The organism is Streptomyces sp. NPDC107654, from assembly GCF_055639035.1.
Map to the genome: position 1 here is coordinate 35,745 of NZ_JBVKBI010000033.1, position 26,364 is coordinate 62,108.

Sequence of the window (26,364 nt, forward strand, 5' to 3'; positions counted from 1 at the left end):
GTAGCTCAGTGCTGTGGTCATGGCGTCTTCCTTCGCAGGACCGAAGTCAGTGCGGCACCGGAGGAGGCGGCACGGAGTGCGCTGCGCGGTGCCGCGTCGGCTCGCCCATCCTCACTCTCCTCGTCGCCGACCGTCAACACTTCCCTAGTAATTCGATAGGAATACTGGGGATGGGCGCTGCTCTTGGCTGATTGGCGCTCACGGATGGCGAGTTGGCGACCGCTCTGGTCGACCGGACGGTCGTGACCTCACCACGGCGGACGGAGGGGCGACCCGTGCCCCTCGTCATGGGGAGCTGCCATCCCGGCAGGACCCGCACCTCGACGCGAATCGCCGTCAGCCGTGACGTCGCGGTCTCGGGTGGCAGCGGTGTCCTGATGAACTGGGCCTGGCCGGCTGGTCGTACCGGCGCCGCCACCATCAGACGGGCGACCTCGTTGGCCGTCGCGGCGCCGTAGTCGGTGCGCAACAGCCTGCGGGGCGCGTCAGCCGCACAGTGGTATGTGACCGGCGGCTAGGCCGCTTCAGGTCCTGCCACCTCGCAACGTCGACGTGCCCCGCTCTGGGGGCTTCGCCGAGTTCCGTCGCCGGCCGGCCCACGCGGAAGGCCTCGACCTCGGTGGCACGAGGGGAAGCGGGCCGGGCTGCCCGTCTGCGGGCGTCCCGGCGGCGGGCCGATCCGCGCGACCTCGGCGTGCGAGACGGTGAGTCGGCGTCGGTGCGGTGACGTTCCGTCGGGCCCCGGGGGCGGGGGCGTGAACGACGCGTTCGCAGGGGGAGTTCGGGGCGCTACGATCACGTGTGTGACCGCTCCGGAACCGACCATCCTCGCCACGTCAGGAGGGCACCGTGCCGGTACGCGCACCCGGTTGCTCTTCGACGCCCTGGTCCACCACGCGGTCGATCTCTCCGGCGCACACGGCAGGCGTCCCCGCGTCCTGTACGTCGGCACGGCGACCGGTGACGCCGAGCACGTGACGGCGCGGGTGGCGGAGGCGGCCCGGGTGGCGGGTTACGACCTCACTCCCCTGCAACTGTTCCCCATGCCGAATGTCGAGGACGTCGAGGGCACGGTCCTCGCGCACGACGTGGTCTGGGTGATGGGCGGTTCGGTGGCCAACCTGCTCGCCGTGTGGCGGGTGCACGGCCTGGACGTGATCATGCGGCGCGCGTGGCGGGCGGGTGTGGTGCTGGCCGGCATCAGCGCGGGTTCCATCTGCTGGTTCGAGGGCGGCGCGACGGACTCCTTCGGCCCCGGGCTGCGCCCGGTCACCGACGGGCTGGGCCTGCTGCCGTACGGCAACGGCGTGCACTACGACTCGGACGCGGGCCGGCGTCCGCTGATCCACCGGCTGGTCGCCGAAGGCGCCTTCGGGACGGCCCATTGCACCGACGACGGGGTGGGTCTGGTCTATCGGGGCACCGAACTGGTCGAGGCCGTGGCGGAAGTGCCGGGGAAGGCGGCCTATGTGGTGAGCCGTGCGGGCACGGGGACGGCGGAGGAGCGGATCGAACCGCGGCTGCTGCCCGCACCCAGGTTCTGAGCGGAGCCGATACCGCCGGGGGACTCGCGCGCGGCCGGTCGTTCCGGTCGGTGTCGGTGCGGGGCGTACGTCCACGGCAGTTCCCCGTCGGTACGGGGCGCCCACGGCAGTCACCCCTCATCGGTGCGGAGCGCCCACGGCAGTGCCCCCAGTCCGTGAGGGGCGCCCACGGCAGACCCCTCATCGGTGCGGCGCGTCCCGCGGCATCCCCCCGTTGATGCGGGGCGTCCTCGCGGCAGCCGCTCCCCCAGTGCGTGGTGCGCAGGAATATGGGGGTCACTTCCCCATGTGGGGATCACGGCGGTCTGGCACCGTCTTGCTCTGTGACTGAGACCGCCGACCTCCCGGCTCCCCGGACCGCCAGCCTCCCGGCTCCGTTCGACGCCCGCCTGCCGCTCGCCTGGTGGGCCCCGGCGCTGACCCTCGCGGAGCGGCTCGCCGCGCCCGGCGTTCCGGTGGCGCACGTCGGTCCCGCCACCGGACGCGCTCCATGGAACCTGGGGGACGGCGAGGGCTTCGCCCTGCGACTGGCCCACCTCGGGGTGGACGGGGCGACCGCGGCTGCCCTCGCCGCGGAGACGGCCGAGCGCCTCGCCGACCGCGCGGTCAAGCCCGACTGGGCCGACTTCGCCGAGGCGGCACTGGCCGCCGCCCCCGAGAGCCCGGACGAGCCGACCACGGACGGCGAGGGTCCCGAGGTCTTCGCCGCCGTCGTACGGCCGCTCGTCACCCCGGCCGCGGACCGGCTCGCCCGCCGCACGGCGGACGCCCCCACGTGCGAACGGGTCGTATGGCGGGACGCGTTCGAGCGGCGGCTGACCGAGCAGCTGACCCGGCAGGCCGCCCGGACCCTGGTCCATGAGCTGTCCCAGGCCCGGCGCGCCGGGCGGCTCGCCGGCGCGGGCCCGCGTGAGCGGTTCGCCTCGTTCGTCGCCGCCACCGGCAGTCGGCGGGGCCTGTCCGCGCTCTTCGCTGCCTACCCGGTGCTCGCCCGGATGCTCGCGCAGACCGCGCTGGACGCGACGGACGCCGCGGCGGAGCTGGTGACGCGGTTCCAAGCCGACCGGGAGGACCTGGTCACCGGGCTCCTCGACGGGCGCGCGCCCGGTGCGCTGGCCGGGGTGGACCTCGGCCTCGGCGACTCCCACCAGGGCAACCGGGCCGTCGCCATCCTGCGCTTCGCCGGCGGCGACCGGCTCGTGTACAAACCCCGCCCGCTCGAGCAGCACGGCCTGCTGGACGACCTGTCCGCCTGGCTCGGCGCGAAGGTGCCCGGCCTCGCGCTGCGCACGCCACGCAGTGTGCGCCGGCCGGGGTACGGCTGGCTGGAGTTCGTGGAGCACCGCTGGTGCCGGTCGGTCTCCGAGACCGATGCCTTCTACCGGCACCAGGGTGCGCTGCTGGCCCTGCTGTACGCGGTGGACGGCGCCGACATGCACTACGAGAACGTCGTCGCCTGTGGCGACCAGCCGGTCCTGGTGGACGCGGAGACCCTGCTGCACACCGGCCTTCCGCAGGCCATGACGGCCGGCACCGATCCGGCCGCGGACGCCCTGCAGGCCTCCGTACACCGCACCTGTCTGCTGCCCCACCTGCTGATCGGCGAGCGGGGCGCGCTGGACATCTCCGCGCTGGGCCGGAACAGCGAGGGCACCTTCCCGAGCGAGGGCCTGCACTGGGAGGACAGCGGCGAGGACACGATGCGGGCCGTACGGGGGGCGGTGCTCAGCCCGGCCGCGCAGAACCAGCCGCTGCCCGCGGGGGCGCCCCGGGAAGGGGCCGACCACCGGGCGGCCCTGCTGGAGGGGTTCCGCACCGCATACGCGGCGCTGGCCGCGCACGGTCGTGAACTGCTCGCCCAGGGCGGGCCGCTGGCGGAGCACGCGGACAGCCCCGCCCGGCTCATCGCGCGTTCCACCCGCCTGTACGCCACGCTGCTGGAGGAGTCCGCCCACCCTTCGCTGCTCGGCGACGCCCTGGCTCGGGAGGGTGTGTTCGCGGTGCTGTGGAGCGAGTCCGAGCACGACGAGGCGCGTCGGCGCCTGGTCGAGCACGAGACCGCGGAGCTGTGGCGCGGTGACGTCCCCCTGTTCGTGCATCGGCCGTCCGGTACAGGGGTCCGGACGGCCGATGGCACCTGGTTGCCGGACGTGCTGCCGGTGGCGGCCCTGGCCGCGGTCGGCGAGAAGCTGGCCCGGACGGACGAGGTCGACTGCCACGACCAGGAGTGGGTCATCTCGGCCACGCTGGCGGCGCGCGGCACCGGTTCACCCCTGGCGCGGCGTTCCGAACTCGCCCTCGCCCCGCTTCCGGCGGTCGTGCCGGACGCCTCGCGGCTGCTGGCCGCCGCGTGCGGCATCGCCGACGAGATCGCCGCCCGCGCGGTACGCGGCGGCGGCCGGACCAACTGGCTGGGCCTGGAGCAGGTGTCGGGGCCGCACTGGGCCGTGCTGCCGATGGGTGCGGGGCTGGGTCAGGGCTACTGCGGGGTGGCGCTGTTCCTGGCGCAGGCGGACGCGCTGACCGGCGCCGGGCGGTATGCCGCGCTGGCCCGGGAGGCGGTCCGGCCGCTGCCCGCCCTGTTGACGGCGCTGGCCGCCGATCCAGAACTGAGCGCGGCGGCCGGGCCCGGCGCGTACTCCGGGCTCGGCGGCATCGTCCACGCACTCGTGAGGCTGTCGGCGCTGCTCGGTGAGGACCTGACGGACTGTCTGCCGGACGCGCTCACCGCGCTCGGGCACGCCGTCGCCGCCTGCTCCGATCCGGGGCTGGCCGGTGGCGCGGCCGGCGCGCTCACCGCCGCCGTCGCCGCGTACGGGGCGACCCGGGCACCCCAGGCCCTGCGACTGGCCGACGCGGTGGCGGACCTGCTGCTGGCGACGGTGCGCGGACCGGAGCGGCCGGGGCCGTCCGCGGACGCCTCGGACCTCGGTGACGGGCCCAGGCCCGGGTGCGCGGACCGCGCGGCCGGGTTCGTCGACGGCGAGCCCGGCGTCGCGGACGGCACGGCCGGATTCACAGACGGCACGGCCGGATTCACAGGCGGCACGGCCGGATTTGCAGACCGCACGGCCAGGATCACAGACCGGAAGCCCGGAATCGTGGACGTCACAGCCGGGTTCGCAGAAGGCAGGCCCGGAATCGCGGTCGCAGAACCCGGATTCGCCGCCGACGAGCGCGGATTCGCTCACGGCGCGGCCGTACTCGCGGACGCCGCACCCGGGTTCGCGGACGGCGCGGCCGGGATCGGGTGGGCCCTGCGGCGCTACGCCGGCTGCCGACCGGAGCGCGCCGCCGCGCACGCGGGGGCCGCCGACGCGCTGCTGCGTGCCGCGGTCCGCACGGTGGGGGCCGCGCCCGCGGACCTCTCCTGGGTCTCCGGGCTCGCCGGCGTGGCCGCCGCCGCGCCCCTGGGCGCCGCCGGAGCGCTGACGCCCTTCCTGGCGAACGCCGAGGTGCGGCCGGGTCTGAGCCTCGGACAGGGCACGCTCGGCACGCTGGAGGCGCTGGCCACGCTCGCCGGGCGGGGCGACACCGTGGCCGCCGGGGCGCTGTCCCGGTGTTCCGGGCAGGTGCTCGCGCTGGTCGAGGCGCAAAGCCACCGGTGCGCCACTCCCGACCACGTCCCCTCTCCCGGGCTGTTGACGGGGCTGTCCGGCATCGGCTACGGACTTCTCCGTCTCGCCCGCCCCGACACCGTTCCGTCCCTGCTGCTCCTGGAAGAGCCCGGTCGCTGACGGACCGCCTCCCCCGCTCCCGCGCACCACGCGCACGGGCCGGCAACCGGACGCGTGCCCTCGCCCGTGTGCCGGTCGCCGCGGTGCTGGTGGGGCCGGTACGTCCGCTGCGCGACCTGCCGCGGGCCGCGATGTCCGATTACTATCTGCGCTCATGCGTTCCCATGCGCCTTCTCTGGTCGGACGGGACTCCCAACTGGCCCTGCTCGAACGTGCCCTGGCCGACGCGCGCGAGGGCCGCGGCGGTGTCGTGTTCCTGGTGGGAGAGGCCGGTGTCGGCAAGTCGCGGGTCGCCGCGGAGGTCGTCGGCGGGGCCCTGGGCGCCGGGATGCGGGTGCTGCGGGGCCGCAGCAGCACCACGGGACCGGCCGTACCGTTCCGACCGCTCACCGAAGCCCTGATGTCGCTCTTCCGCGGTGGCGAACCCATGGACGACCTGCCCCTCGGCCCTTACCGGCCGGTGCTCGGGCGGCTGATCCCGGACTGGGACACCGGGGAACGGGACAGCAGTTCCATGGTGATCCTGGGTGAGGCCGTGCTGCGCCTGCTCATCGCCGCCGGGCGCGGGCAGGGCCAGCTGCTGCTGCTGGAGGACCTGCACGACGCCGACCCGGAAACGCTCGGTGTTCTCGAATACCTGGTGGACAACCTGGACTACTCGCCCGTCCTGCTGCTCGCCACGGTACGGACGGATTTCAGCGACGCCCTCGACCTCGCGCAGTCCGCCCGTCGGCGCGGCGCCGCCGCCCTGGTCGAGCTGCCGCCGCTGACCCGGCCCCAGACGCACGAGATGATCGCGGCGCAACTCGGGGCCGACGGCCCGGAGCAGGTGCCCGCGGCGGTGCTGGAGCGGCTGTGGGAGGACAGTTCGGGGAGCCCGTACCTGGTGGAGGAGCTGCTCCAGTCGATGATCGGGGCCGGCACCCTGGTGCGGGGGCCGGAGGGCTGGCGGGCCGTGGGCGACCTCCGCAGCGACGTCTCCTCGTCGCTGGCGCGTGGCATTCTGCGGCGTATCGACCGGCTCGGCGCGCAGGGCCTGACCCTGCTGTCGGCCGCCGCCGTGCTCGGACGGCGCTTCCCGCTCACGGTCCTGCAGCGCATGACCGGCGTCGACGACCGGGCCCTGCTCAGCCATCTGCACGCGGGGGTGGCCGCGCGGCTGGTGGTTCCCGACGAACCCGCGCCGGACTGGTACTCCTTCCGTCACTCGCTCACCGTGGAGGCCCTGTTCACGCAGATGACGCCGGGTCTGCGCGCGGACCTGGCCCGGCGGGGCGCGGAGGCGGTCGAGGAACTGCATCCGGGCCTGCCCGGTGACTGGTGTCCGCTCGCGGCCGGTCTGCGCAGCACGGCGGGTGACAAGGTGGAGGCCGGTCTGCTGTTCGCGGACGCGGGCGAGCGGGCGCTGGCGGCCGGGGCGCTCGGCTCCGCCGTCACCCTGCTGAGCCGGTCCGAGAGCCTGCTGGCCGACGCGGGTGATCCGCAGTCGCGGGCCACGGTGCTGGAGAACCTGCTGCCGGCCCTCGCGGAGGCCGGTGACTTCGCCCGCGCCCTCGCCCTGGCCGAGGACCTGCACGCCCTGGACGGCTCCGGGCTGAGCCCCGCCCGCCTGGCCACACTCCACACCCGGCTGGCCAAGGTCGCCCACACGGCGGGCCGGTGGAGTGACGGCAACCGGCAGATCGCCCGCGCCCGTGAGGTGCTGGCCGCGGCACCGGACGAGTCGGTCGCCGCGGCCGTGGACGTCACGGCCGCCTACCTGGCTCTCGACACGCCGGGGCCCGACCGGACCCAGCACGCGGAGAAGCTGGCCCGGTCCGCCGCCGACACCGCCGAACGGCACGGTCTGCCCGTCGTCGCCTGCCAGGCCCGGGAGTTGCTCGCGACGGTGGCCCGCGAGCGGGACCCGGAGGAGTCGGCGGCGATGCTCGGGCAGGCCCTGGCCACGGCGGAGCGCCACCGTCTCCCGCTGCAGCGCATGTACGCGGCCACCCGGCTCGGTGGCAACGCCTGGCTGGCCGACGGCGACACCACGGGCCTGGTGGCGGTCCGGGAGGAGGCCCTGCGGCTCGGCTCCGTGAACATCGTCCACACCGTGGACGGCATCCTCGTGCTGGACGCGGTGCTGCGCGGCCGCTACGACGCCGCCCGGTCGGCCGCCGCCGAGTGCATGGCCGTCGTACGGAGGCTGCGTCTCGCGCCCGTCGTGCGGTACGTCCTGATGGCCCAGGCAGTCCTGGCGGCCCACCACGCCGACCGCGCGGCGATGGAGCGGTCGTTGGCGGCTTTCGCCGAGTGGGACGGCGCCGGTTCGCAGGAGGAAGCGCTCGGCCGCGGTCTGGCCCGGGCGTTCTGCGCCCTGCTGGAGGAGGACCGCGGCCTCGCCCGGGAGGAGCTGCGGCAGGTGCTGGCGCTGGAGGCGGGGAACCCCTCGACGTACCATCTCGGCGGCACCCACGGGCTGGTCCTGCTGCTGGACGTGCTCGCCGGGGACGCGGACCGGGCGCGGCACGAGGAGATCACCGCCACCGCCGTCGCCCGGATGCGCTGGAACCGTCAGTTCGTGCTGCTGAGCGACGCCGTGCTGCTGGGCCGCGAGGGGGCGGGTGAGCGGGCGGCGGCCGCGGTGGAGGCCGCGCTGGCGGTGGCCGAGCCGTACCCGCTGGCCCAGCATCTCGGGTTGCGGCTGATCGCGGACGCGGCGCACCAGGACGGCTGGGGCGATCCGGTGGGCTGGCTGCGGAGGGCGGAGCACTACTTCCACGAGCGGGACGTCCAGGCCGTCACCGGCGCCTGCCGGGCGGGGCTGCGCCGGCTCGGCGCCTCCGTGCACCAGCACCGCACCGGTACCAGTGGCATCCCCGACCAGCTGCGCGCCCAGGGGGTCACGGTGCGGGAGTTCGAGGTGTTCCGGTTACTGGCGGAGCGGCTGAGCAACAAGGACATCGCCGACCGGCTGTTCATCTCGCCGCGCACGGCGGAGAAGCACATCGCGAGTCTGGTCACGAAGACGGGGGCGGCGAACCGCGCGGAGCTGTGCGCACAGTCGGCCGCCCTGCGGGACGCGTAGGGTTCCCCGGCCCCGGCGAGCGGGGCCGGCGGCGTGGGACGGGGTGGAAGCCCTGGCCGTGGCGGCCGTCCGCGTCCGTGCCGGGCCGTGCCCGGTCGGGCGGTGCGGCCCGGGCCCCGGCGTCGGTTCGTTCCCGCCGGTCCGGTGGTGCCGCTGTCGGTGGGGACGAGGTGCGGCCGGGCCGGCCGCCGCCGGCGGCGTCGGGCGCGGGGCGGGCGTTCAGTGCGGGGCCGAGACCGAGGTGTCGATCGAGGTCAGCGTGATGACGAGTCCGCTGGTGAGGACCATGCCCGCCAGCACGCGGGCTCGGGCGCAGGCGCGGTTGCGGCCCGACAGGGTGATGCCGCCGGCGGCGTCCGTCTCGGCGTCCGGGCGGGCGGGGAGGTCGGCGGGAGCGGAGGAGGCATCGCGGCGGAGCTCGGCCATGGTGAGGAACCTCGTGTCTGTGAGGGCGGGTGCGGGACGGTGGGCGGGCGGCGTCGGGAGGTCCGCCCGGTGACTCTCAGCGTGCGAAGGGCCGGTCGGTACGGCGACGTCCGGCGATCGCCGTGGTGGCGACGCGGGCGCCGGTGCGGAGCGGGTCGCGGCCGACCCCGGCCTGGAGGATCGTGGCGGGCCGCCGGGCGGGGGCCGGGGGGTTCGCGCTGGGGGGCGCCGCGGGTGCGGCTGATTCGGTCACGAGAACAAGGTCACAGATGCGGTGGGGGCCCGCATGGGGAACTGTCCCCCATATTCTCCGGCCGCTCTGGCCCGGTGCCGGCCGCCGATGGGGGGCTGGGGCCGCGGAGCGCGCGGTGTCGGGGGACGAGGGGTCGGGCCGTGCCGCGGTGACGGGGTGAAAGGCGCAGGCCGGCGACGTGTGCGCGGATGACGAGGGGCCGTGCGCCGGGTGGGCGAGGGGTGTGCGGGGCGGGTTGGCCGGTCGTACGGGTACATGGGGGCGTGCACGCGCCGACGGGCCCGCTCCCGTGCGCACGAGGCGACGGGCCGGCGGCCGGGGAAGGGGCCGGTGTGCTCGGGGGTGTCCGGTTCCCGTTCCGGATGCCGGGGGGCGCTCGCGCCCGGGGAGCCTCGTCCGGGCGCGAGCGTCGCCCATCTTGGTGCCCTCGCCCGCCCCGGGCGCGGTTGTCCTGGGAGAACTTGGGGGATCGGCCCGCATCCGCCGTCACGGCGGCTCCCGTTCTACTGGTGTCCGGCCGGCGGCCCGCGGTCATGTCCCGGCAGAGCGCCGCCGGCCCGATCTCGACCGTGTGCCACAGCCAACAGGTGCCGTACGACAAGACATACAGGAGTGGACGACATGCGGACCTCTCTGGGTATCGACCCCGTTGCGCGGAGTGTGTACATCGCCATGGTCGACCGGCCCGGCGCGAAGGTGTCCGAGCTGGCCGAGCATCTGGAGGAGACCGAGGAAGCGGTCCGGAACGGGTTGGAGCGGTTGTCCGCGCTGCTGCTCGTCGTTCCGGGGGACTCCGCGAGCGGCTGGCGTCCGGTCGATCCGGAGGTCGGGCTGGCCGCGATGCTCGCCCGGCAGCAGGACGAACTGGCCCGTCACCGCCTCCAGGTGGAGGGCAGTCGGCTGGAGGTGACGCGGCTGCTGTCGGAGCGGGGGCGGCGCGGCCCGGCGGGCGTCCCGGACGTGGAGTGGCTGGCCGGCGCGGAGGCCGTGTGGCGGCACGTCACCTCTCTCGCCGAGGAGTGCGCGAACGAATGGCTGAGCGTCGGACCGGCCGAGCGACTGGACGCGGCGGCCCTCGACGCGGGCCGCCCGGTGGACGAGATACTGCGGCGGCGCGGCACCCCCGCGCGCGCCATCGTGCTGGAGAGCGTCCGCAACGGCCCCGGGGCGACGGAGCGTCTGCGCCGCAGCGAGGAGTGCGGCGGCACCGTCCGCACCCTGCCGTCGCTGCCGGTGTGGATGATCCTCTCCGACCGCAGGCATGTCGTGGTGCCGGTCGTCGGCGGACGCAGCGTCGTCGGCGCGATGGCGTGCGGTGTGGAGTCGGTCACGGAAGCCTTCGCGACCCTGTTCGCCCGGCTGTGGAAGGAAGCCCTGCCGCTCGCTGAGGCGCGCCCCCGTACCCGAGGCAGCCTCTCCCTCCAGGAACAGCATGTGCTCCGGCTGTGGGCGCAGGGGCTCACGGACGCGGCGGCGGCCCGCAAGATGGACGTCTCCCTGCGCACGGTGCGCCGGCTCTCGGAGAAGCTGACGGACCGGTTCGGTGCTCAGAGCCGGTTTCAGCTCGGCGCCCTCGCGCTCGCCAGCGGCGGCATCCGCGCCGAGGACGTGGCCTGATCCGCCGCGCACCCGGCGTGACCGGAGCGCCGTGAAGGGGCCGGACCTCGGCGACGAGGTCCGGCCCCTTCACGGCGTGGCACCGGGCTCGTCACCCGGCCGGCGCGAACTGCGCCGTGATGGCCGCCATCATCAGGTCGGCGATGCCCTGGGAGAGTCGCGCCGGGGTGGGAGAGTCGAACACGGCCCGCACCGGCACGTCGACCCGCAGCGCCTTTCGCAGCCGGGACGCCACCTGCGTGGCGAGGAGCGAATGCCCGCCCAGTTGGAAGAAGTTGTCGTGCACGCCGACGCGCTCGATGCCCAGCAGTTCCTGCCACACGGCCGTGACGGTCCGTTCGACGGCGTTGCGCGGCGCCGTGTACTCCGTCCCCAGATCCGGTCGCTGGTGGTCCGGCGCCGGCAGGGCCGCCCGGTCCACCTTGCCGTTGGCGGTCAGCGGTAGCCGCTCCAGCGTCACGAACGCCGCCGGGATCATGTAGTCGGGCAGGAACCGCCCCAGGTGGGCGTGGAGTTCGGCGGTACTCGGGGCGTCCGCGCCGGTGGTGACGAGGTAGGCCACGAGCCGCTTGTCGCCGGGCGTGTCCTCGCGGACGACCACACTGACCTCGCCGATGCCGGGGTGGGTCAGCACAGTGGCCTCGATCTCGCCCAGCTCGATGCGGTTGCCGCGGATCTTCACCTGGTTGTCGATCCGCCGCAGGAACTCCAGTTGCCCGTCCGCCCGCCACCGCACCAGGTCACCGGTGCGGTAGACCCTGGTGCTCAGCCCTTCGGCCTCGTACGCGGTGAACCTCTCCGCGGTCAGCTCCGGCCTGTGCCGGTAGCCGCGGGCCACCGGCACTCCCCCGACGAGGAGTTCGCCGGGGACCCCGACCGGCACCGGCCGGCCGTGCTGGTCCACCACGAACGCGAGGACGTTGGGGATGGGCCGGCCGATCGGCGGGACCGCGTCGCCGGGTTCGACCACCGTCGAGGTGACGATGATCGTGGTCTCGGTGGGACCGTAGTTGTTGATCACACGGAACGGCAGCCGGGCCCGGGCCGGCATCCGCAGCCGGTCACCGCCGGTCAGTACGTAGTCGAGGGTGCTGTCCGCCGCCCACTCCAGCGCCACCAGGGCTTCGAGCATCGGCGTGGACAGGAAGGTCGCGTGGATGCGCTGCTCGCACAGCCAGTCCCGCAGCAGGTGCGGGGTGAGCCTGACGGTCTCGGTGGTGACGCAGCAGGTCGCGCCCCGGGTCAGGCCGAGCCACAGCTCCCACGCCGCCGCGTCGAAGCCGATCCCGGCCAGCAGTGCGATCCGCTGCCCGGGTTCCAGCCCGTACTCCCGTGCCGTCCAGTGCACCAGGTTGACCACGCTGCGGTGTTCGACCTGCACGCCCTTGGGGCGGCCGGTGGACCCGCTGGTGTAGATCAGGTAGGCCAGGTGGTGCGGTGCGGTGACCGGCCGGGGGTCGGTGTCCGGCTCTCCGGCCAGCGTCGCGGTGTCCTGGTCGACCAGCAGCAGCGGTACGTCCGAGGGCAGCCGGCCGGTGTGCGCGGTGCCGGTGAGGACGACCGGGGTCGCGGTGTCCCGCACCATGTACGCCAGGCGTTCGGCCGGGTACTCCGGGTCCAGCGGCACGTACGGCGCCCCCGCCTTCAGAACGCCGAGGACGGCCGTCACCAGGTCCGGGCCTCGTTCCAGGCACACCGCGACCGGCAGGTCCGGCCGTACTCCGTACCGGCTGCGCAGGTGGTGGGCGATCCGGTTGGCGCGCGCGTTCAGCTCGCCGTAGGTCAGCGTGCCCCGCGGCCACTCGACGGCCACCGTGTCCGGCTGCCGTGCCGCCCGCTCCTCGAACAGGCCGTGCAGCGTGGCGGTGTCCGGGAAGGCGGTGGCGGTGTCGTTCCACTCGGCCACCGTCCGCCGCCGCTCCTCGGGGGTGAGCAGGCAGAGCCGGGACAGCCGTACCGCGGGCTCCTCGGCCACCGTCTCCAGTACGGTGCCCAGGTGGCCGGCCAGTCGGGCGACCGTGTCGCGTTCGAAGAGGTCCGTCCGGTACTCCAGGGCACCGCGCAGACCGCCGTCCGCGTCCTCGGACATCATCAGGGTGAGGTCGAACTTGGCGTCCGGCAGCGTGACCGTGAACGGCTCCACGTCCAGCCCCGGAAGGCTCCAGGCGTGTTCGTCCGGCGTGTTCTGCAGCACGAACATCGTCTGGAACAGGGGGTTGCGGGACGGGTCGCGGTCCGGGGCGAGTTCCTCCACGAGGCGTTCGAAGGGCAGGTCCTGGTGGTCGTAGGCGTCGAGGGCGGTGTCCTTGACGCGGCCGAGGAGTTCGGTGAAGGCCGGGTCGCCGGAGAGGTCGGTGCGCATGACCAGCGTGTTCACGAAGAAGCCGATCAGGTCCTCGGTCTCGGCACGGTTGCGGCCGGCGACCGGGGTGCCGACGGTCACGTCGTCCTGGCGGCCGTACTTGGCCAGCAGCACCTGGAAGGCCGCCAGCAGCACCATGTACAGGCTCGCGGAGCCGCTTCTGGCAGCCTTCCGCAGCCCGGCGGTCACCGCCGCGCTCACCTCGAACGTCACGGTGTCGCCGCCGCCGGGCCGTCCCGGCGGACGGCGGTGGTCGGTCGGCAGTTCCAGTGGTTCCACACCGGCGAGCCGCTCCCGCCAGTACGCCAGCTGCCCCTCCAGCACCTCGCCGGTGAGCCTTTGTCGCTGCCACACGGAGAAGTCCGCGTACTGGACCGGCAGTTCCTCGTCCTTGGGCGGGGTGCCGGTCGTCGCCGCCCGGTAGCCCTCGCGCAGTTCGCGCGCCATGAGGGGTTCCGACCAGCCGTCGCAGGCGATGTGGTGCACCGTCAGCAGCAGTTGTGCCTCCTCGTCGGCCAGCCGCACCAGGTGTGCGCGCAGCAGCGGTCCCGTCGCCAGGTCGAACGGGCGGGCGGCCTCCGCTCGGGCGAAGCTCCGTGCCGCCTCCTGCCGCTCCGCGGGATCGGCGAGGTGCCGCAGGTCGTGGACGGCCGTGCGCACCGGTGCCGGCGGATCGACGACCTGCGCCGGCTCACCGTCCTCGTCGGCGACGAACCGTGTCCGCAGGATCTCGTGCCGCGCCACCATGCGGGTCAGCGCCGCGTCGAGGGCGGCGGTGTCCAGCGCACCGCTGACGCGCAGTGCGAAGGGCACGGCGTACTCCGCGCGTCCGGGCTCCAGTTGGTCGAGGAACCACAGCCGTTGCTGGGCGAAGCTCAGCGGCAGCGGCCCGCCGGTCCGGGCGGCAGGCGTGATCCGCTCGGTGCCGGCCGTCCCGTCCGCCGCCGGCCCCGCCACGGCCGCGGCCAGCCCGGCGACGGTGGGTGCCGCGAACAAGGCCCGCACCGGCACCTCCACCCCCAGCGTGTCCCGCAGCCGTGACGTCACCTGGGTGGCGAGCAGCGAATGGCCGCCCAGCTCGAAGAAGTTGTCGTCGACACCGGTGATCTCGGTGCCCAGTACCTGGGACCAGGCCGCCGCGATCGCCCGCTCGACCGGAGTGCGGGGAGCCGGACCGCCGACCGCCGACGCGCGGGGCAGCGGCGCGGGCAGCGCCCGCCGGTCCACCTTGCCGTTCGGGGTGAGCGGCAGCCGCTCCAGCGCCACGAACGCGGACGGCACCATGAAGCCGGGCAGTTCTCGGCGCAGCCGGCCGCGCAGGGCCTCGCTCCGCACGGTGCCGCCGGCCGCGGGGACGACGTAGGCGACCAGCCGCCTGTCGCCGGGGGTGTCCTCGCGGACGACGACGGTGGCCGCGGCGACGTCGGGGCCGGACAGCAGCACCGCCTCGATCTCCCCGGGCTCGATGCGGTGCCCGCGCAGCTTGACCTGCTCGTCCAGCCGCCCCAGGAACTCCAGTTGCCCGTCGGCCAGCCAGCGCACGCGGTCCCCGGTCCGGTAGACCCGGCGCGGTGTGCCGTCGACGTGGACGGTCACGAACCGCTCCGCCGTCTGCTCCGGCCGCCCCCGGTACCCGCGTGCCAGCCCGGTCCCGCCGACGAGGAGTTCGCCCGGCACCCCGGTCGGCACCGGCCGGCCGTACCGGTCCACGACGTACACGAAGGTGCCGCGCACCGGCCGGCCGATCGGCGGCACGGCCGTGCCGGGGACGACCTCCGTCGAGGTCGTCACCACCGTCGACTCGGTCGGTCCGTAGTTGTTGACGACGCGGAAGGGCAGGCGCAGCCCGGTCGGCAGGCGCAGTGCGTCACCACCGGTCAGCACGTATGCGAGGGAGGTCGGCTCCGACCAGTCGAGGGCCGCCAGTGCCTCCAGCACAGGTGTCGAGACGAAGGTCCCCGTGACGCGCTGCTCGGTCAGCCAGCGCTGGAGCAGCGGCGGCGTCAGCCGCACCGTGTCGTCGGGTACGCACACGGTGGCACCGGTCGCCAGCGCGGGCCACAGCTCCCAGGCCGACGCGTCGAACCCGACCCCCGCCAGCAGCGCGACACGCCGTCCCGGGGCGGCGCCGAAGGTGTCGGCCGTCCAGCGGACCAGGCCGACCAGGCTGCGGTGCTCGATCTCGACGCCCTTGGGCCGGCCGGTGGAACCGCTGGTGTAGATGACGTACGCCAGGTCGCCGGGGGCCGCCGCGGGTTCCGGGTCGTGCGCCGGCAGGTCCGCGAGGGACGGCCAGTCCCGGTCGGTGAGGAACCGGCCGGGCTCCTCCGGCAGCCGCGCGGCCCCGGCGCCGTCGGTGACGACGAGCGCGGCCCGCGCGTCCGCGACCATGTAGGCGAGCCGGTCGGACGGGTGCTCCGGGTCGAGCGGCACGTAGGCGGCACCGGACTTGAGGACCGCGAGCAGTGCGGTGATCTGCTCGGGGCCGCGCTCCAGGCACACGGCGACCGCGGCCCCGGGACCGGCTCCGCGCGAACGCAGGTGCCGGGCCAGCCGGTTGGCCCGCGCGTTCAGCTCCCGGTAGGTCAGCTCCCCGTCGGCCGAGAGCACCGCCGGGGTGTCCGGCCGCAGGGCGGCGCACTCCTCGACGAGCCGGTGCACCGTCGCCCCGGGACCGGATTCGGCACCGGCACCGGCCTCGGCCCCCGCTTCGGGTACGGCTCCGGCTCCGCCCTCGGTGTCCGCGGCGGAGTTCACGCCGCTCCAGTCGGACAGCACCCGCTGCCGTTCGGCGCCGGCCAGCACCTCCAGCTCCGACAGCCGGTGCTCCGGGCCGGTGACGGCCGTGCGCAGCAGCGTGGTGAAGTGCTCGGCCAGCCGCTCGGCCGTGTCCGGGGCGAACAGGTCGAGGGCGAACACCAGATCGCCGTCGAGCGAGCCGTCGGGCCGCTCGGTGAGGAACAGGGTCAGGTCGAACTTGGCCTCCTCCTCGCGGACCGCGAACGGCTCCACCACCGTTCCGGGCAGTCGCCACGCGTGGCCGTCCGGGGTGTTCTGGAGCACGAACATCGTCTGGAACAGCGGGTTGCGGGACAGGTCCCGGTCGGGGGCCAGTTCTTCCACGAGGCGTTCGAAGGGCAGGTCCTGGTGGTCGTAGGCGCCCAGCGCGGTGTCCTTGACGCGAGCCAGCAGCTCGGTGAAGGCCGGGTCGCCGGACAGGTCGGTCCGCAGGACCAGCGTGTTGACGAAGAAGCCGATCAGGTCCTCGGTCTCGGCGCGGTTGCGTCCGGCGACCGGGGTGCCGACCGCGATGTCCTCCTGTCCGCTGTACTTCGCCATCAGCAGCTGGAACACCGCCAGCAGGGACATGAACAGGCTCGCCCCCTGTCCCGCGGCCAGCCTCCGGGCCGCGCCGGCCAGGTCGGCGGGCACCGAGAAGGAGACCGTGCCGCCCCGGCCCGACCGCTCGGCCGGCCGGCGGTGGTCGGTGGGCAGTTCCAGCGGCCGCACTCCGGCGAGCCGCTCCCGCCAGTACGCGGTCTGCCCCGCCAGCGCCGGGCCGTCCAGTACCTCGCGCTGCCAGCTCGCGAAGTCCGCGTACTGCAGGCCGAGGGGGGCCAGGCCGACCGGCCGGCCGGTCACCGCCGCCCCGTACAGCTCGCCCAGCTCCCGCGTCAGGATGCCCTCCGACCAGCCGTCGGAGACGATGTGGTGCACGGCGAGCAGCAGCAGCCACTCCGCGTCGGCCACCCGTACCGCCACCGCGCGCAGCAGTGGCCCCGCGGCGAGGTCGAACGGCCGCTCCACCGCCTCGCGCAGTATCTCCCGCGCGGCGCCGGCGCCGAGGTGCCGGGCGTCGTGGACGTCCACCGGCATCTCCCGTACGGCGTCGACGACCTGGGACGGGCGTCCCGTGCCGTCCGCGACGAACCGGGTCCGCAGGATCTCGTGCCGCGCGGTCAGCGCCGTCAGCGCGGCGCCGAACGCGTCCGGCGCGAAGTCCCCTTCGATCCGCAGCCCGACCGGGATCGTGTACTCGGACCGGCCTGGCGCCAACTGATCCAGGAACCAAAGGCGTTGCTGGGCGAAGGACAGCGGCAGGGGTCCCGTCGAGCGGTCCGCCCGCGGGATCGCGGCGGAGGTGCCCGGCCCCAGTGCGTCCACGGCCGCCGCCAGCAGCGCCGGTGTCGGCGCGTCGAACACCGTCCGGTGCGGCACGTCCACCCCGAGGTCCCGGCGCAGCCGGGAGACGACCCGGGCGGCCAGCAGGGAGTGCCCGCCGAGTTCGAGGAAATCGTCGTCCGCGCCGACCGCGTCGACGCCCAGCAGTTCGGCCCAGACGGCGGCGACCGCCCGCTCCGTGGGCGTACGCGGTGCGGTGAACGCGGCGGAGACGTCCGGGCGGTGGCTCTCGGGCGCGGGCAGGGCCCGCCGGTCCACCTTGCCGTTCGGGGTGAGTGGCAGCCGCTCCAGTACGACGTACCGGGCGGGCACCATGTGCGCGGGCAGTTCCCGCGCCAGCGCCGCGCGCAGCCCGGCGACGGCCACGGCGGCGCCGCCGGCCGGCACCAGGTACGCCACCAGGCGTTTGTCGCCGGGGACGTCCTCGCGGACCACGACCGTGGCCGCCGCGACGTCCGGGCGGGACAGCAGGGCGTTCTCGACCTCCCCGAGTTCCACCCGATGCCCGCGCAGCTTGACCTGGTCGTCCATCCGGCCCAGGTAGACCAGGCGTCCGTCCGGCAGCCACTTCACCAGGTCGCCGGTGCGGTAGACGCGGGCCTCGGGGTCGGCGGAGAAGGGGTGCGGCACGAACCGCCGCGCCGTCAGCTCGGGCCGTCCCAGATAGCCGAGGGCGACGTTGACACCCCCGATGAGCAGCTCACCGGGCACGCCGACCGGCTGGACCCGGCCGTGCGCACCGACCACGTAGACCTCGGTGTTGTCGATCGCCCGGCCCATCGGCACGTGCTCCGCCGTCGGCTCCACCGACACCGTCCGGCTGACCACGTTGCCCACGGTCGCCTCGGTCGGCCCGTACTCGTTGACGATGGCCGTGTCCTCGCCGCCGAGGGCCAGCACCCGGTGCGCCAGCGCCGGGGTCAGGTCCTCGCCGCCGGCGACCACCGTGGCGATGCCGTGCCGGACGCCGTCCTGCTCCAGGCGGGCGGTCAGCAGCTCCAGGTGCGAGGGCGTCACCTTCAGGAAGCTGATCGGTACACCGGAGGCGACGATGTCCACGGCCGCGTCGAACACCGTACGGCCCGGCTCCGGCCGCGGCACCACCAGGCACAGCCCCTGCACCAGCGGCAGGAACAGCGCGGTCACCGTCAGGTCGAACGCCGCCGACGAGCACAGCAGCGAGCCTATGCGCGCCCCGGGCGCCGGGGGGTAGTTCCGGTCGCACCAGTGCAGGTAGTTGACGACGCCACGGTGCCCGACCCGCACGCCCTTGGGGCGGCCCGTGGAACCCGAGGTGTAGATGACGTACGCCGCGTCGTCCGGGCCGGCGGCGACGGCCGGGGCGGTGCCGGTGCCGGCCGGCCACTCCCGGTCGGCGAGCAGCAGCGCGGTCTCCGGCGCGAACAGGCCCGCGTGCGCGGACTGCGTCACCACCATCGTGGCGGCACTGTCCTCGACCATGTACCGCAGCCGCTCGGCCGGATAGGCCGGGTCCAACGGCACGTACGCGGCGCCCGACTTGAGCACGCCCAGCAGCGCGCAGACCAGGTCCGGGCCGTGGTCCAGGCACACGGCGACCAGTGCGCCGGGGCCGACGCCCCGCTCCGCCAGGTACCGTGCCAGCCCCTCGGCCCGCTCGTCCAGCTCGCGGTAGGTCAGCCGCCGCCCGCCGTGCTCCAGGGCCACCGCATCGGGCCGGCGAGCGACCCGCTCCTCCACCAGCCGGTGCACGGTGGCGCTGTCCGGGAACGCGGACCGAGGCCCGTTCCACTCGGTCAGGATCCGGTGCCGCTCCGGCTCCGTCAGCATCTCCAGCGCGCTGAGCGGTTCCCCGGGCGTGTCGGCGGCGGAGGACGCCAGTGTCACGAGGTGCCCCGCCATCCGCTCCGCCGTGGCCCGTTCGAACAGATCCGTCCGGTAGCCGAGGACACCGCTCAGCCCGCCGTCGTCCGCGACGACCTCCAGGGTGACGTGCGCGTCGGGCGGGAACACGGCGGCCTCCCTGACGGCCGTGCGCCACGCGAACCAGGCCACCGCGTCCGCCGGCACCGCCACCGGGACGTCGGCCCGGCCGGTGGGCACCGCGAGCTGCACCTGCCCCCGGCCGGCGTGCACAGCGAGCGGCACCGGGCCCCGCCCGCCGGCGTCCGCCATGCCCCGCGCGGCCTGTGCGACAGCCTCGGTGAACGCCGGGTCGCCGTGTGCGCCGCGCACCAGGATCGCCGTGTCGGGGGCGTCCGCCTGCACGGCTACCGGGACGTCGTCCCGGCCCGCGTACCGCCCCAGCAGCGTGTGGAACACCGTCAGCAGGACCGCGGGGAGCTCCACGCCGCCGTCGCGGGCCAGCGCGGCCAGCGCGTCGGCGGTCCGGGCGGGTACGTCGAACCGGACGCGGTCCGAGGGGCCCGGGCTGTCGTCCGACGGCCGTCGGTCAGACGGCAGTTCCAGCGGTTCCAGGCCCGCCGACTCGTGCCTCCACTCCCCCAGCTGGTGATCAGCCACCGTTCACTCCCCATCGTCAGGACACCCGTCAGCGGTACATGCGGTACATGCGGTACAAGCGGTTCACGGCGGCACGTCGTACGACGGGTGGTGAGGGGCGGGGCACCCCGGGCGGGCCGGGAGCCGAGCCGCCGGCAACACCACGGCCCCGGCGAGACGTCCGCGCCAAGCACGCTAGGGCGCACGGGCGGGCGCTCCCAGTGGGCACAAGTGACGCCCGGCGGGGTGGTCACAACTGCCCAGTGCCGCCCGCGATCACCGCTGGCCACCATGGACGGCGTCACTAGCGGACAGCCCGGACGCCCCGACTGGGGGCGCCTTCACGGGCACCCGGCCCGATCGCAGCGGTCGCGGCCCCATCACGGTGTCGAGAGGAAAGAGCCGGTCGTGTACCCGCATCACCAGCCCCCGGACAGCCCGCGCCACGCGGTCCTGACCACCATCGCCTCGGACTCACACACCTGGAACCTGCTCTTCCTGCAACTGCTGCTGGAGGAGCAGGGCTGGGAGGTCACCAATCTCGGCGCGTGCGTCCCGGTCGGCGTCGTGGTCGAGGAGGCCACGGCCCGCACGCCCGACCTCATCGTCGTCAGCACGGTCAACGGACACGGTGCCGAGGAAGCCCCGGGTCTGGCCCGGGCTGTACGCGCCGTGCCGGCGCTGGCCGAGGTGCCGTTCGTCGTCGGAGGCAAGCTGGACACCTCCGGCAGCCCCGCCCCGGAGGTCCACGCCGCGCTCACCGACGCCGGCTTCGACGCCGTCCTGACCGGTGCGAACGCCGTCCCCGGACTGCTCGCCCTGCTGGACGGCCTGCCCGAGCAGCGGCACGGAAGGTCCCCCGCCGATGCCGTCCGCTGAACCCGCCCCCGGCGCCGGGGCCTTCCACCGCTTCATGGCGGACGCCGCCCGCACCGGCACCCTCGTCGTGCAGCCCCGCATGGGCTTCGCCGACCCCGCCCGGATGCGTGCGGGCCTGATCGCCACCCGGGCCGCCGACGCCACGACCGTCGGCACCCTCACCCTGGACAGCTTCACCCGCGTCGGCGACTACGCCGCCGCCGCCCGCGCCGTCGCCCAGGGCCACCACCTCAACGGCTATCCGCTGGTCAGCACGGACCTGGAGACCACCACCGGCCTCCTCGACGGCGTCCACGGGCCCGGCTTCCCCGTGCAGGTGCGGCACGGCTCCGCACGGCCCGGGCGGATCGTCGACGCCCTCGTCGCCGCCGGACTCGACGCCACCGAGGGCGGCCCCGTCTCCTACTGCCTGCCCTACGGCCGCACCCCGCTGGCCACCTCGGTCCGCTCCTGGGCCGAAGCCTGCCGCAGCCTCGCCGCCCTGCGCGAGACCGGCACCGAACCGCACCTGGAGACCTTCGGCGGCTGCATGCTGGGCCAGCTCTGCCCGCCCTCCCTGCTCGTCGCCCTCTCCGTCCTGGAGGCCACGTTCTTCCGCCGGCACGGCCTGCGCAGCGTCTCCCTCAGCTACGCCCAGCAGATCGACCCCGTACAGGACGAGGAGGCCGTCCACGCGCTGCGCGCCCTGGCCGCCGACCACCTCCCGGACACCTCCTGGCACGTGGTCGTCTACGCGTACATGGGCGTCTACCCGGAGACCCGCGCGGGTGCACTGCGGCTGGTCGCGGACGCCGCCCGGCTCGCCGTGCGCACCGGGGCCGCCCGTCTCATCGTCAAGACACCGGCGGAGTCGGCCCGCATCCCCTCCGTCGAGGAGAACGTCACCGCGCTGGAGACCGCCGCCACCGCCGCCCGCACCGCGCGGCCGGCCCCTCCGCCACCGTCCACCGGCATCGAGGCGGAGGCCCGCTCCCTCGTCGAGGCCGTCCTGCACCTGCACGACGACCTCGGCCAGGCCCTGGTCCGTGCCTTCGCGCACGGGTACCTCGACGTCCCCTTCTGCCTGCACCCCGACAACGCGGGGCGCACCCGCAGCTTCATCTCCGACCGCGGCCGGCTGGAGTGGTCCCGCACCGGGTCGCTCCCGCTCGGCCGGCCCACCGCGGCACCGCCGTCCCGGCGGCTGACCTCCTCCGGCCTGCTGCACGCGCTCCAGCACGTCAAGAACCGCTACGACGACCCCGCCGCCCTCGCCGGCCGGGCGAGCTGACCCGAGCGGCTTCCACGCCCCGGCTGCCCTACGCCGGCCGGTGACCGGCGACCGGCGACCGGCGACCGGTGGCCGGCGACCGGCGACCGGCGACCGGTGGCCGGCGACCGGCGACCGGCGACCGGTGACCGGCGACCGGTGACCGGCGACCGGCGACCGGTGGCTGGCGACCGGCGACCGGCCCCCCGCCCGGAAACGACAGGAACCGACCCGCCCGGAAACGACACGAAAGGACGACGAACATGACACTTCAGATGGACCTCCCGACGACACCCGAGACCCCCGGGCTGCCCTCGCCGCTGGAACACCTGCGCGACCCGCGAACCCGGGCGGCCCTGCGGATCCAGCAGGCACTCGTGGCCGGTGCCCGCGCCTTCCTGCGCTCCGACGGCGCCGTGGAGATGGCCCACCCGGTCATCGGCCCCGTCACGGACCCGGGTTCGCGCGGCGCCAAGCAGGTCGACGTCGACTACTACGGCCACCGCTACAAGCTGATGACCAGCGCCATCCTCTACAAGCAGGCGTCGCTGCTGGCCTTCGACCGCATCTTCCTCGTCGCGCCCAACGTCCGTCTGGAGCCCGTCGAGACCAGCAGCACCCACCGCCACCTCGCCGAGTTCCGGCAGATCGACGTCGAGTACGCGGGCGCCACCCGTGACGTCGCCATGGACGTCGCCGAGGAGCTGGTCCGCCACGCCGTGACCGCCGCCGTCGACGAGTGCGGCGCCGATCTCGCGGTGCTCGGCCGCGACCCCGACGCCCTGCTCCGCTACGTGGCCCGGCCGTTCGCCCGCGTCCCGCACCGCGAGGTCGTCGACGGCCTGCGCCGCGACGGTTACCCGCAGGACGCCGGAACCGAGATCGACTGGGAGGCCGAGGAGCGCATCTCCCGCCAGGCCGACGCCCCGTTCTTCATCGTCGGCTATCCCAAGGGCTCCCGTGGCTTCTACGACAAGGAGAGCCCGGCCGCACCCGGTACGCTGCTCAACTTCGACCTCATCGCCCCCGAGGGCTGCGGCGAACTGTGCAGCGGCAGCGAACGCGAGTACGACTACGCGGCCCTGGTCACCCGGATGCGCGAAACCGGGGAGAACCCCTCCAAGTACGCCTGGTACCTGGACGTCGCCCGTCACGGCATCCCCAGCAGCGCCGGCTTCGGCATCGGGCTGGAGCGCCTGACCCGCTGGGTCACCGGCCTGGACTCCGCCTGGCGGACCACGGCCTTCCCGAAGATCGCGGGGGTGGTGTCGCCGTGACCCGGCTGACCGCACCCGGCCTGCCCGAGGAAACCGTCCGGGCCCGGGCCCGCGACGGCGCCGCCGCCGTCTTCCCGCCCCTGGACAGTTACGGCACCGCCGTCTTCGGCGCCGGCCCCGAACCCGCCGGCGACGAGATCGACGCGCTGCGCCTGGCCCCGCCCGTCTTCATGCCGGGCCGCCTCGCCGCGCTCATCGACCTCGGCCGCGAACCCCTCTACTCCGACGTCCGCCTCGACACCGACCTCGGCGGCTTCACCTCCCCGCTGCCGGTCTACCTGTCGGCGCTCGGCTCCACCCGGGTCGCCGGCACCAGCCTCGCGCTCAGCCGCCAGGCCGGACGGCTCGGCATCCCCATGGTCATCGGCGAGAACGTCGCCCCGATGAACGGCTTCCGCACCGGCGGCGACGACCACCGCAAGGGCCTGCTGGAACGCATCCAGGCGTACTGCGAGGAACTCCCCGACGGGATCGGCGGCATCTGCGTCCAGCAGAGCACCGAGGACGCCGACTCCGAGGTCTGGAACCACGTCTACAGCGACCCGGCCGTCACCGGACTCCTCACCTCCGGCCGCCTGGGCTTCGAACTCAAGGTCGGGCAGGGGGCGAAGCCCGGCCTCGGCGGCCTCACCATGGTCAGCGAAGCGGTCGCCTCCGACCTCGCCGGGCAGTACGCCGTGGAACGGCTCGGCCCCGGCGCCTCGTCGCTCCTGCGCTGTGCGAGCCCCGGCACCTTCACAGAGGAGATCCTCCGCCGGCAGATCCAGCTCATGCGCAACAACTACCCGCGCGCCCGCTGCTGGGTGAAGCTGTTCCCCGGCCGCGACGTCGGCCACGCCGCCACCGTCGCCTGGGACGCCGGCGCCCACGCGGTCGCCGTCGACGGCGCCGAGGGCGGCACCGGCTGGGCACCTACCGGCTTCCTCGGCCACGTCGGACTGCCCCTCGCCGAAGCCCTGCGCCGCGTCGACCCCGCCGGCCGCACCCTCCTCGCCAGCGGACGCGTCTGGGACGGCATCCGCGCCGTGAAGCTGCTCGCCCTCGGCGTCCGCGCCGTCGGCCTCGGCCGCGCCGCCCTGATCGCCGCCGACGAGGACCCCGAGCACGGACTCGAGCGCTTGCTGGACGCCATGGCGCTCGAACTGCGCATGGCCGTCAGCGCGCTGGGCCGCTACGCGGCGCGGGAGACCGGCCCCGAAGACCTGTGGGAGCCCCGGTCATGATCTACGAGCACACCTACGACCTGGTCACCGACGACCTCTTCGTCCTGCTGCCCCGGATGGTGCCCGGCTCGGACGTCTTCCTGAAGATCGAGGGTCTCAACCCGGCCGGCTCCGTCAAACTGAAGACCGCGCTGAGCCTCATCGAGGACGCCGAGCACCGCGGCGTCCTGACGCCGGGCGCCCGGGTGATCGAGTCCTCCTCCGGCAACCTCGGCATCGCCCTCAGCTCCGTCTGCGCCACCAAGGGGTACCGCTTCACCTGCGTCGTCGACCCGAACACCAACGCCACCAGCATCGATCACATGCGCGCCCTGGGCGCCGAGGTGGTCGTCGTCGACACCGTCGACGCCAACGGCGGGTTCCTCCAGTCACGCATCGCCCACATCCGCCGCCACATCGCAGCGGACCCGACCGTCGTCTGGCTCAACCAGTACGCCAACCCGGCCAACCCGCGCGCCCATTACGAACAGACCGCGCGCACCCTGCTGAAGGAGGTCCAGCACCTCGACTACCTGTTCATCGGCGTCGGCTCCACGGGCACCTTCGTCGGCTGCGCGCAGTACCTGCGCGAGTTCTCGCCCCACACCCGGATCGTCGCCGTGGACGCACTCGGCTCCGTCATCCTCGGCGCGGCACCCGGTCCGCGTCGCATCCCCGGACTCGGCGCCAGCCGCATGCCCGAACTGTTCGAACCCGGCCTCGCCGACGACGTCGTACTGGTCGCCGAGGAGGACGCCGTGCGCGAGTGCCGACTGCTCGCCCGCACCCACGGCCTGCTCACCGGCGGCTCCACCGGCTCGGTCCTGGCCGCCGTCCGCCGCCGGGCCGACACCCTCCCGGCCGGCTCGCGCATCGCCGCGATCTCCCCCGACCTCGGCGAGCGCTACCTCGGCACGATCTACAACGACGACTGGGTCGAGCGGAACCTCGGCGCCCTGACCTGATCCCGCCCGCGCCACCTGCCCCCGAAAGGCAACCACCGATGTCGACCTTCCACGTGATCGACGGCTCCGTCGCCCAGGATGTCATCGGCTCCGCGCCGTCCGACGTCCTGGACCTCGTACGGGAGACCTACCTGCAGCACAGCCACGGGGCCACCGTGAACCCCAGCAGTCACTTCCTGCGCTTCCCGCACGATCCCGGCGCCCGGATCATCGCCCTGCCCGCCCACCTCGGGGGCGACACGCCGGTCTCCGGCCTCAAGTGGATCGCCAGCTACCCGCAGAACGTGCGCCGGAACCTGCCGCGCGCCTCCGCCGTCCTCCTGCTGAACGACGCCGAGACCGGCTACCCGTTCGCCTGCCTGGAGGCGTCCGGCATCAGCGCCGCCCGCACCGCGGCGTCCGCGGCACTCGCCGTGGAGACCCTTGCCGACGGCGACGCCCCGAAGACGGTCCTCTTCGTCGGCGCCGGCGTCATCGGCCGGACCGTCTCCGACTTCCTCGCGGCCCGCGGCACCAAGGTCCGCGACTGCCTGGTCCACGACCACGTCGACGCCTACGCCGAGACCTTCGCCGCCTACGCCGCCGACACGCACGGCTGGCAGACCCGGGCCGTGTCACAGATCGACGCGGCCCTGGCCACCGCCGACCTGGTCGTCCTCGCCACCACCGCGCCGGCGCCCTGGCTGGCGGACGGGCAGACCCTCCTGCCGGGACAGCTCATCCTGAATCTGTCCCTGCGCGACATCCACCCCACCGTCATGATCAAGTGTCACAACGTCCTGGACGACATCGACCACTGCCTCACCGCACGGACCTCGCCCCACCTCACGGAGATGGAGTACGGCACGCGCGACTTCATCGACGGCACCCTGGCCGACGTGCTGCGGGGTGACGTGACGCTCGGCCACGACCGCCCCACCGTGTTCTCCCCGTTCGGCCTCGGCGTCCTCGACCTGGCCGTCGGCTACCACATCTACCGGACCGCCGTGCGCACCGGCCGGGCCACCGAGATACCGGGTTTCTTCCCCGAGCTGAAGCGCTGGTGAGCCGGGCGGCCCCGGCCGCTGCCCCCGACGCCCCGGTCTCGTGCTCCCACCGAACACAAGGTGGGAGCACGAGA

General features: G+C 74.5%; 13 protein-coding genes and 1 pseudogene. 10 read left to right on the forward strand and 4 right to left on the reverse strand.

From position 1 onward, the window contains the following. Positions 1-346: 346 nt before the first annotated feature. Positions 347-469: pseudogene (locus tag ACZ7N4_RS35640) on the reverse strand (AraC family transcriptional regulator); the annotation flags it as partial. Between the two features lie 334 nt (positions 470-803). Here ACZ7N4_RS35640 and ACZ7N4_RS35645 point away from each other — a divergent pair. From ACZ7N4_RS35645 to ACZ7N4_RS35655, 3 genes are all read left to right on the forward strand, one after another. Continuing rightward, positions 804-1,544 (forward strand): Type 1 glutamine amidotransferase-like domain-containing protein, encoded by a 741-nt coding sequence (locus ACZ7N4_RS35645; RefSeq protein ID WP_471367386.1) that lies wholly within the window; start codon positions 804-806, stop codon positions 1,542-1,544. 323 nt (positions 1,545-1,867) lie between these two features. Then, entirely contained in the window at positions 1,868-5,281 is a 3,414-nt protein-coding gene (locus ACZ7N4_RS35650) for a type 2 lanthipeptide synthetase LanM family protein (RefSeq protein ID WP_471367388.1), read from the forward strand. A 154-nt stretch (positions 5,282-5,435) separates the two neighbouring features. Then, positions 5,436-8,351: a helix-turn-helix transcriptional regulator gene (locus ACZ7N4_RS35655; RefSeq protein ID WP_471367390.1), complete on the forward strand. Its 2,916-nt coding sequence runs from the start codon at positions 5,436-5,438 to the stop codon at positions 8,349-8,351. Positions 8,352-8,570: 219 nt separating this feature from the next. Here ACZ7N4_RS35655 and ACZ7N4_RS35660 read toward each other — a convergent pair whose 3' ends face one another. Further along, positions 8,571-8,777 (reverse strand): hypothetical protein, encoded by a 207-nt coding sequence (locus ACZ7N4_RS35660; RefSeq protein WP_471367391.1) that lies wholly within the window; start codon positions 8,775-8,777, stop codon positions 8,571-8,573. 76 nt (positions 8,778-8,853) lie between these two features. Then, positions 8,854-9,030, reverse strand: a complete 177-nt coding sequence (locus tag ACZ7N4_RS35665) for a hypothetical protein (RefSeq protein ID WP_471367393.1) — start codon at positions 9,028-9,030, stop codon at positions 8,854-8,856. 621 nt (positions 9,031-9,651) lie between these two features. On the opposite strand from ACZ7N4_RS35665, the gene ACZ7N4_RS35670 reads away from it, so the two are divergent. Then, positions 9,652-10,647 carry a LuxR C-terminal-related transcriptional regulator gene (locus ACZ7N4_RS35670; RefSeq protein WP_471367394.1) on the forward strand — a complete coding sequence of 332 codons (996 nt, stop codon included), beginning with the start codon at positions 9,652-9,654 and terminating at the stop codon, positions 10,645-10,647. Between the two features lie 91 nt (positions 10,648-10,738). On the opposite strand, the gene ACZ7N4_RS35675 is transcribed toward ACZ7N4_RS35670, so the two are convergent. Continuing rightward, positions 10,739-19,693 carry a non-ribosomal peptide synthetase gene (locus tag ACZ7N4_RS35675; RefSeq protein ID WP_471367398.1) on the reverse strand — a complete coding sequence of 2,985 codons (8,955 nt, stop codon included), beginning with the start codon at positions 19,691-19,693 and terminating at the stop codon, positions 10,739-10,741. 387 nt (positions 19,694-20,080) lie between these two features. Here ACZ7N4_RS35675 and ACZ7N4_RS35680 point away from each other — a divergent pair, with 387 nt between their 5' ends. The 6 genes from ACZ7N4_RS35680 to sbnB all read left to right on the forward strand — a co-directional run bounded on the left by ACZ7N4_RS35680 (position 20,081) and on the right by sbnB (position 26,290). Beyond that, positions 20,081-20,551 carry a cobalamin B12-binding domain-containing protein gene (locus ACZ7N4_RS35680; protein ID WP_471367401.1) on the forward strand — a complete coding sequence of 157 codons (471 nt, stop codon included), beginning with the start codon at positions 20,081-20,083 and terminating at the stop codon, positions 20,549-20,551. Next, positions 20,538-21,821 (forward strand): methylaspartate mutase, encoded by a 1,284-nt coding sequence (locus tag ACZ7N4_RS35685; protein ID WP_471367403.1) that lies wholly within the window; start codon positions 20,538-20,540, stop codon positions 21,819-21,821. Before ACZ7N4_RS35680 ends, ACZ7N4_RS35685 begins: the two co-directional genes overlap by 14 nt. A gap of 242 nt (positions 21,822-22,063) precedes the next feature. Then, positions 22,064-23,077: an asparagine synthetase A gene (locus tag ACZ7N4_RS35690; RefSeq protein WP_471367407.1), complete on the forward strand. Its 1,014-nt coding sequence runs from the start codon at positions 22,064-22,066 to the stop codon at positions 23,075-23,077. Then, a complete protein-coding gene (locus ACZ7N4_RS35695) occupies positions 23,074-24,300 on the forward strand; it encodes a glutamate synthase-related protein (protein ID WP_471367409.1) in 1,227 nt (408 codons plus the stop codon). The genes ACZ7N4_RS35690 and ACZ7N4_RS35695 overlap by 4 nt, the downstream gene beginning before the upstream one ends. Next, positions 24,297-25,244, forward strand: a complete 948-nt coding sequence (sbnA, locus tag ACZ7N4_RS35700; protein ID WP_471367411.1) for a 2,3-diaminopropionate biosynthesis protein SbnA — start codon at positions 24,297-24,299, stop codon at positions 25,242-25,244. Before ACZ7N4_RS35695 ends, sbnA begins: the two co-directional genes overlap by 4 nt. A 38-nt stretch (positions 25,245-25,282) precedes the next feature. After that, positions 25,283-26,290, forward strand: a complete 1,008-nt coding sequence (gene sbnB / locus ACZ7N4_RS35705; protein WP_471367413.1) for a 2,3-diaminopropionate biosynthesis protein SbnB — start codon at positions 25,283-25,285, stop codon at positions 26,288-26,290. The last annotated feature ends 74 nt before the right edge of the window (positions 26,291-26,364 follow it).

What these genes read in the sequence shown, in the direction of transcription:
- ACZ7N4_RS35685 (WP_471367403.1), top strand. Translation starts at nt 20,538, where the DNA reads ATGCCGTCCGCTGAACCCGCCCCCGGCGCCGGGGCCTTCCACCGCTTC.
- ACZ7N4_RS35660 (WP_471367391.1), bottom strand. Translation starts at nt 8,777, where the DNA reads ATGGCCGAGCTCCGCCGCGATGCCTCCTCCGCTCCCGCCGACCTCCCC.
- ACZ7N4_RS35670 (WP_471367394.1), top strand. Translation starts at nt 9,652, where the DNA reads ATGCGGACCTCTCTGGGTATCGACCCCGTTGCGCGGAGTGTGTACATC.
- ACZ7N4_RS35655 (WP_471367390.1), top strand. Translation starts at nt 5,436, where the DNA reads ATGCGTTCCCATGCGCCTTCTCTGGTCGGACGGGACTCCCAACTGGCC.
- sbnB (WP_471367413.1), top strand. Translation starts at nt 25,283, where the DNA reads ATGTCGACCTTCCACGTGATCGACGGCTCCGTCGCCCAGGATGTCATC.
- sbnA (WP_471367411.1), top strand. Translation starts at nt 24,297, where the DNA reads ATGATCTACGAGCACACCTACGACCTGGTCACCGACGACCTCTTCGTC.
- ACZ7N4_RS35690 (WP_471367407.1), top strand. Translation starts at nt 22,064, where the DNA reads ATGACACTTCAGATGGACCTCCCGACGACACCCGAGACCCCCGGGCTG.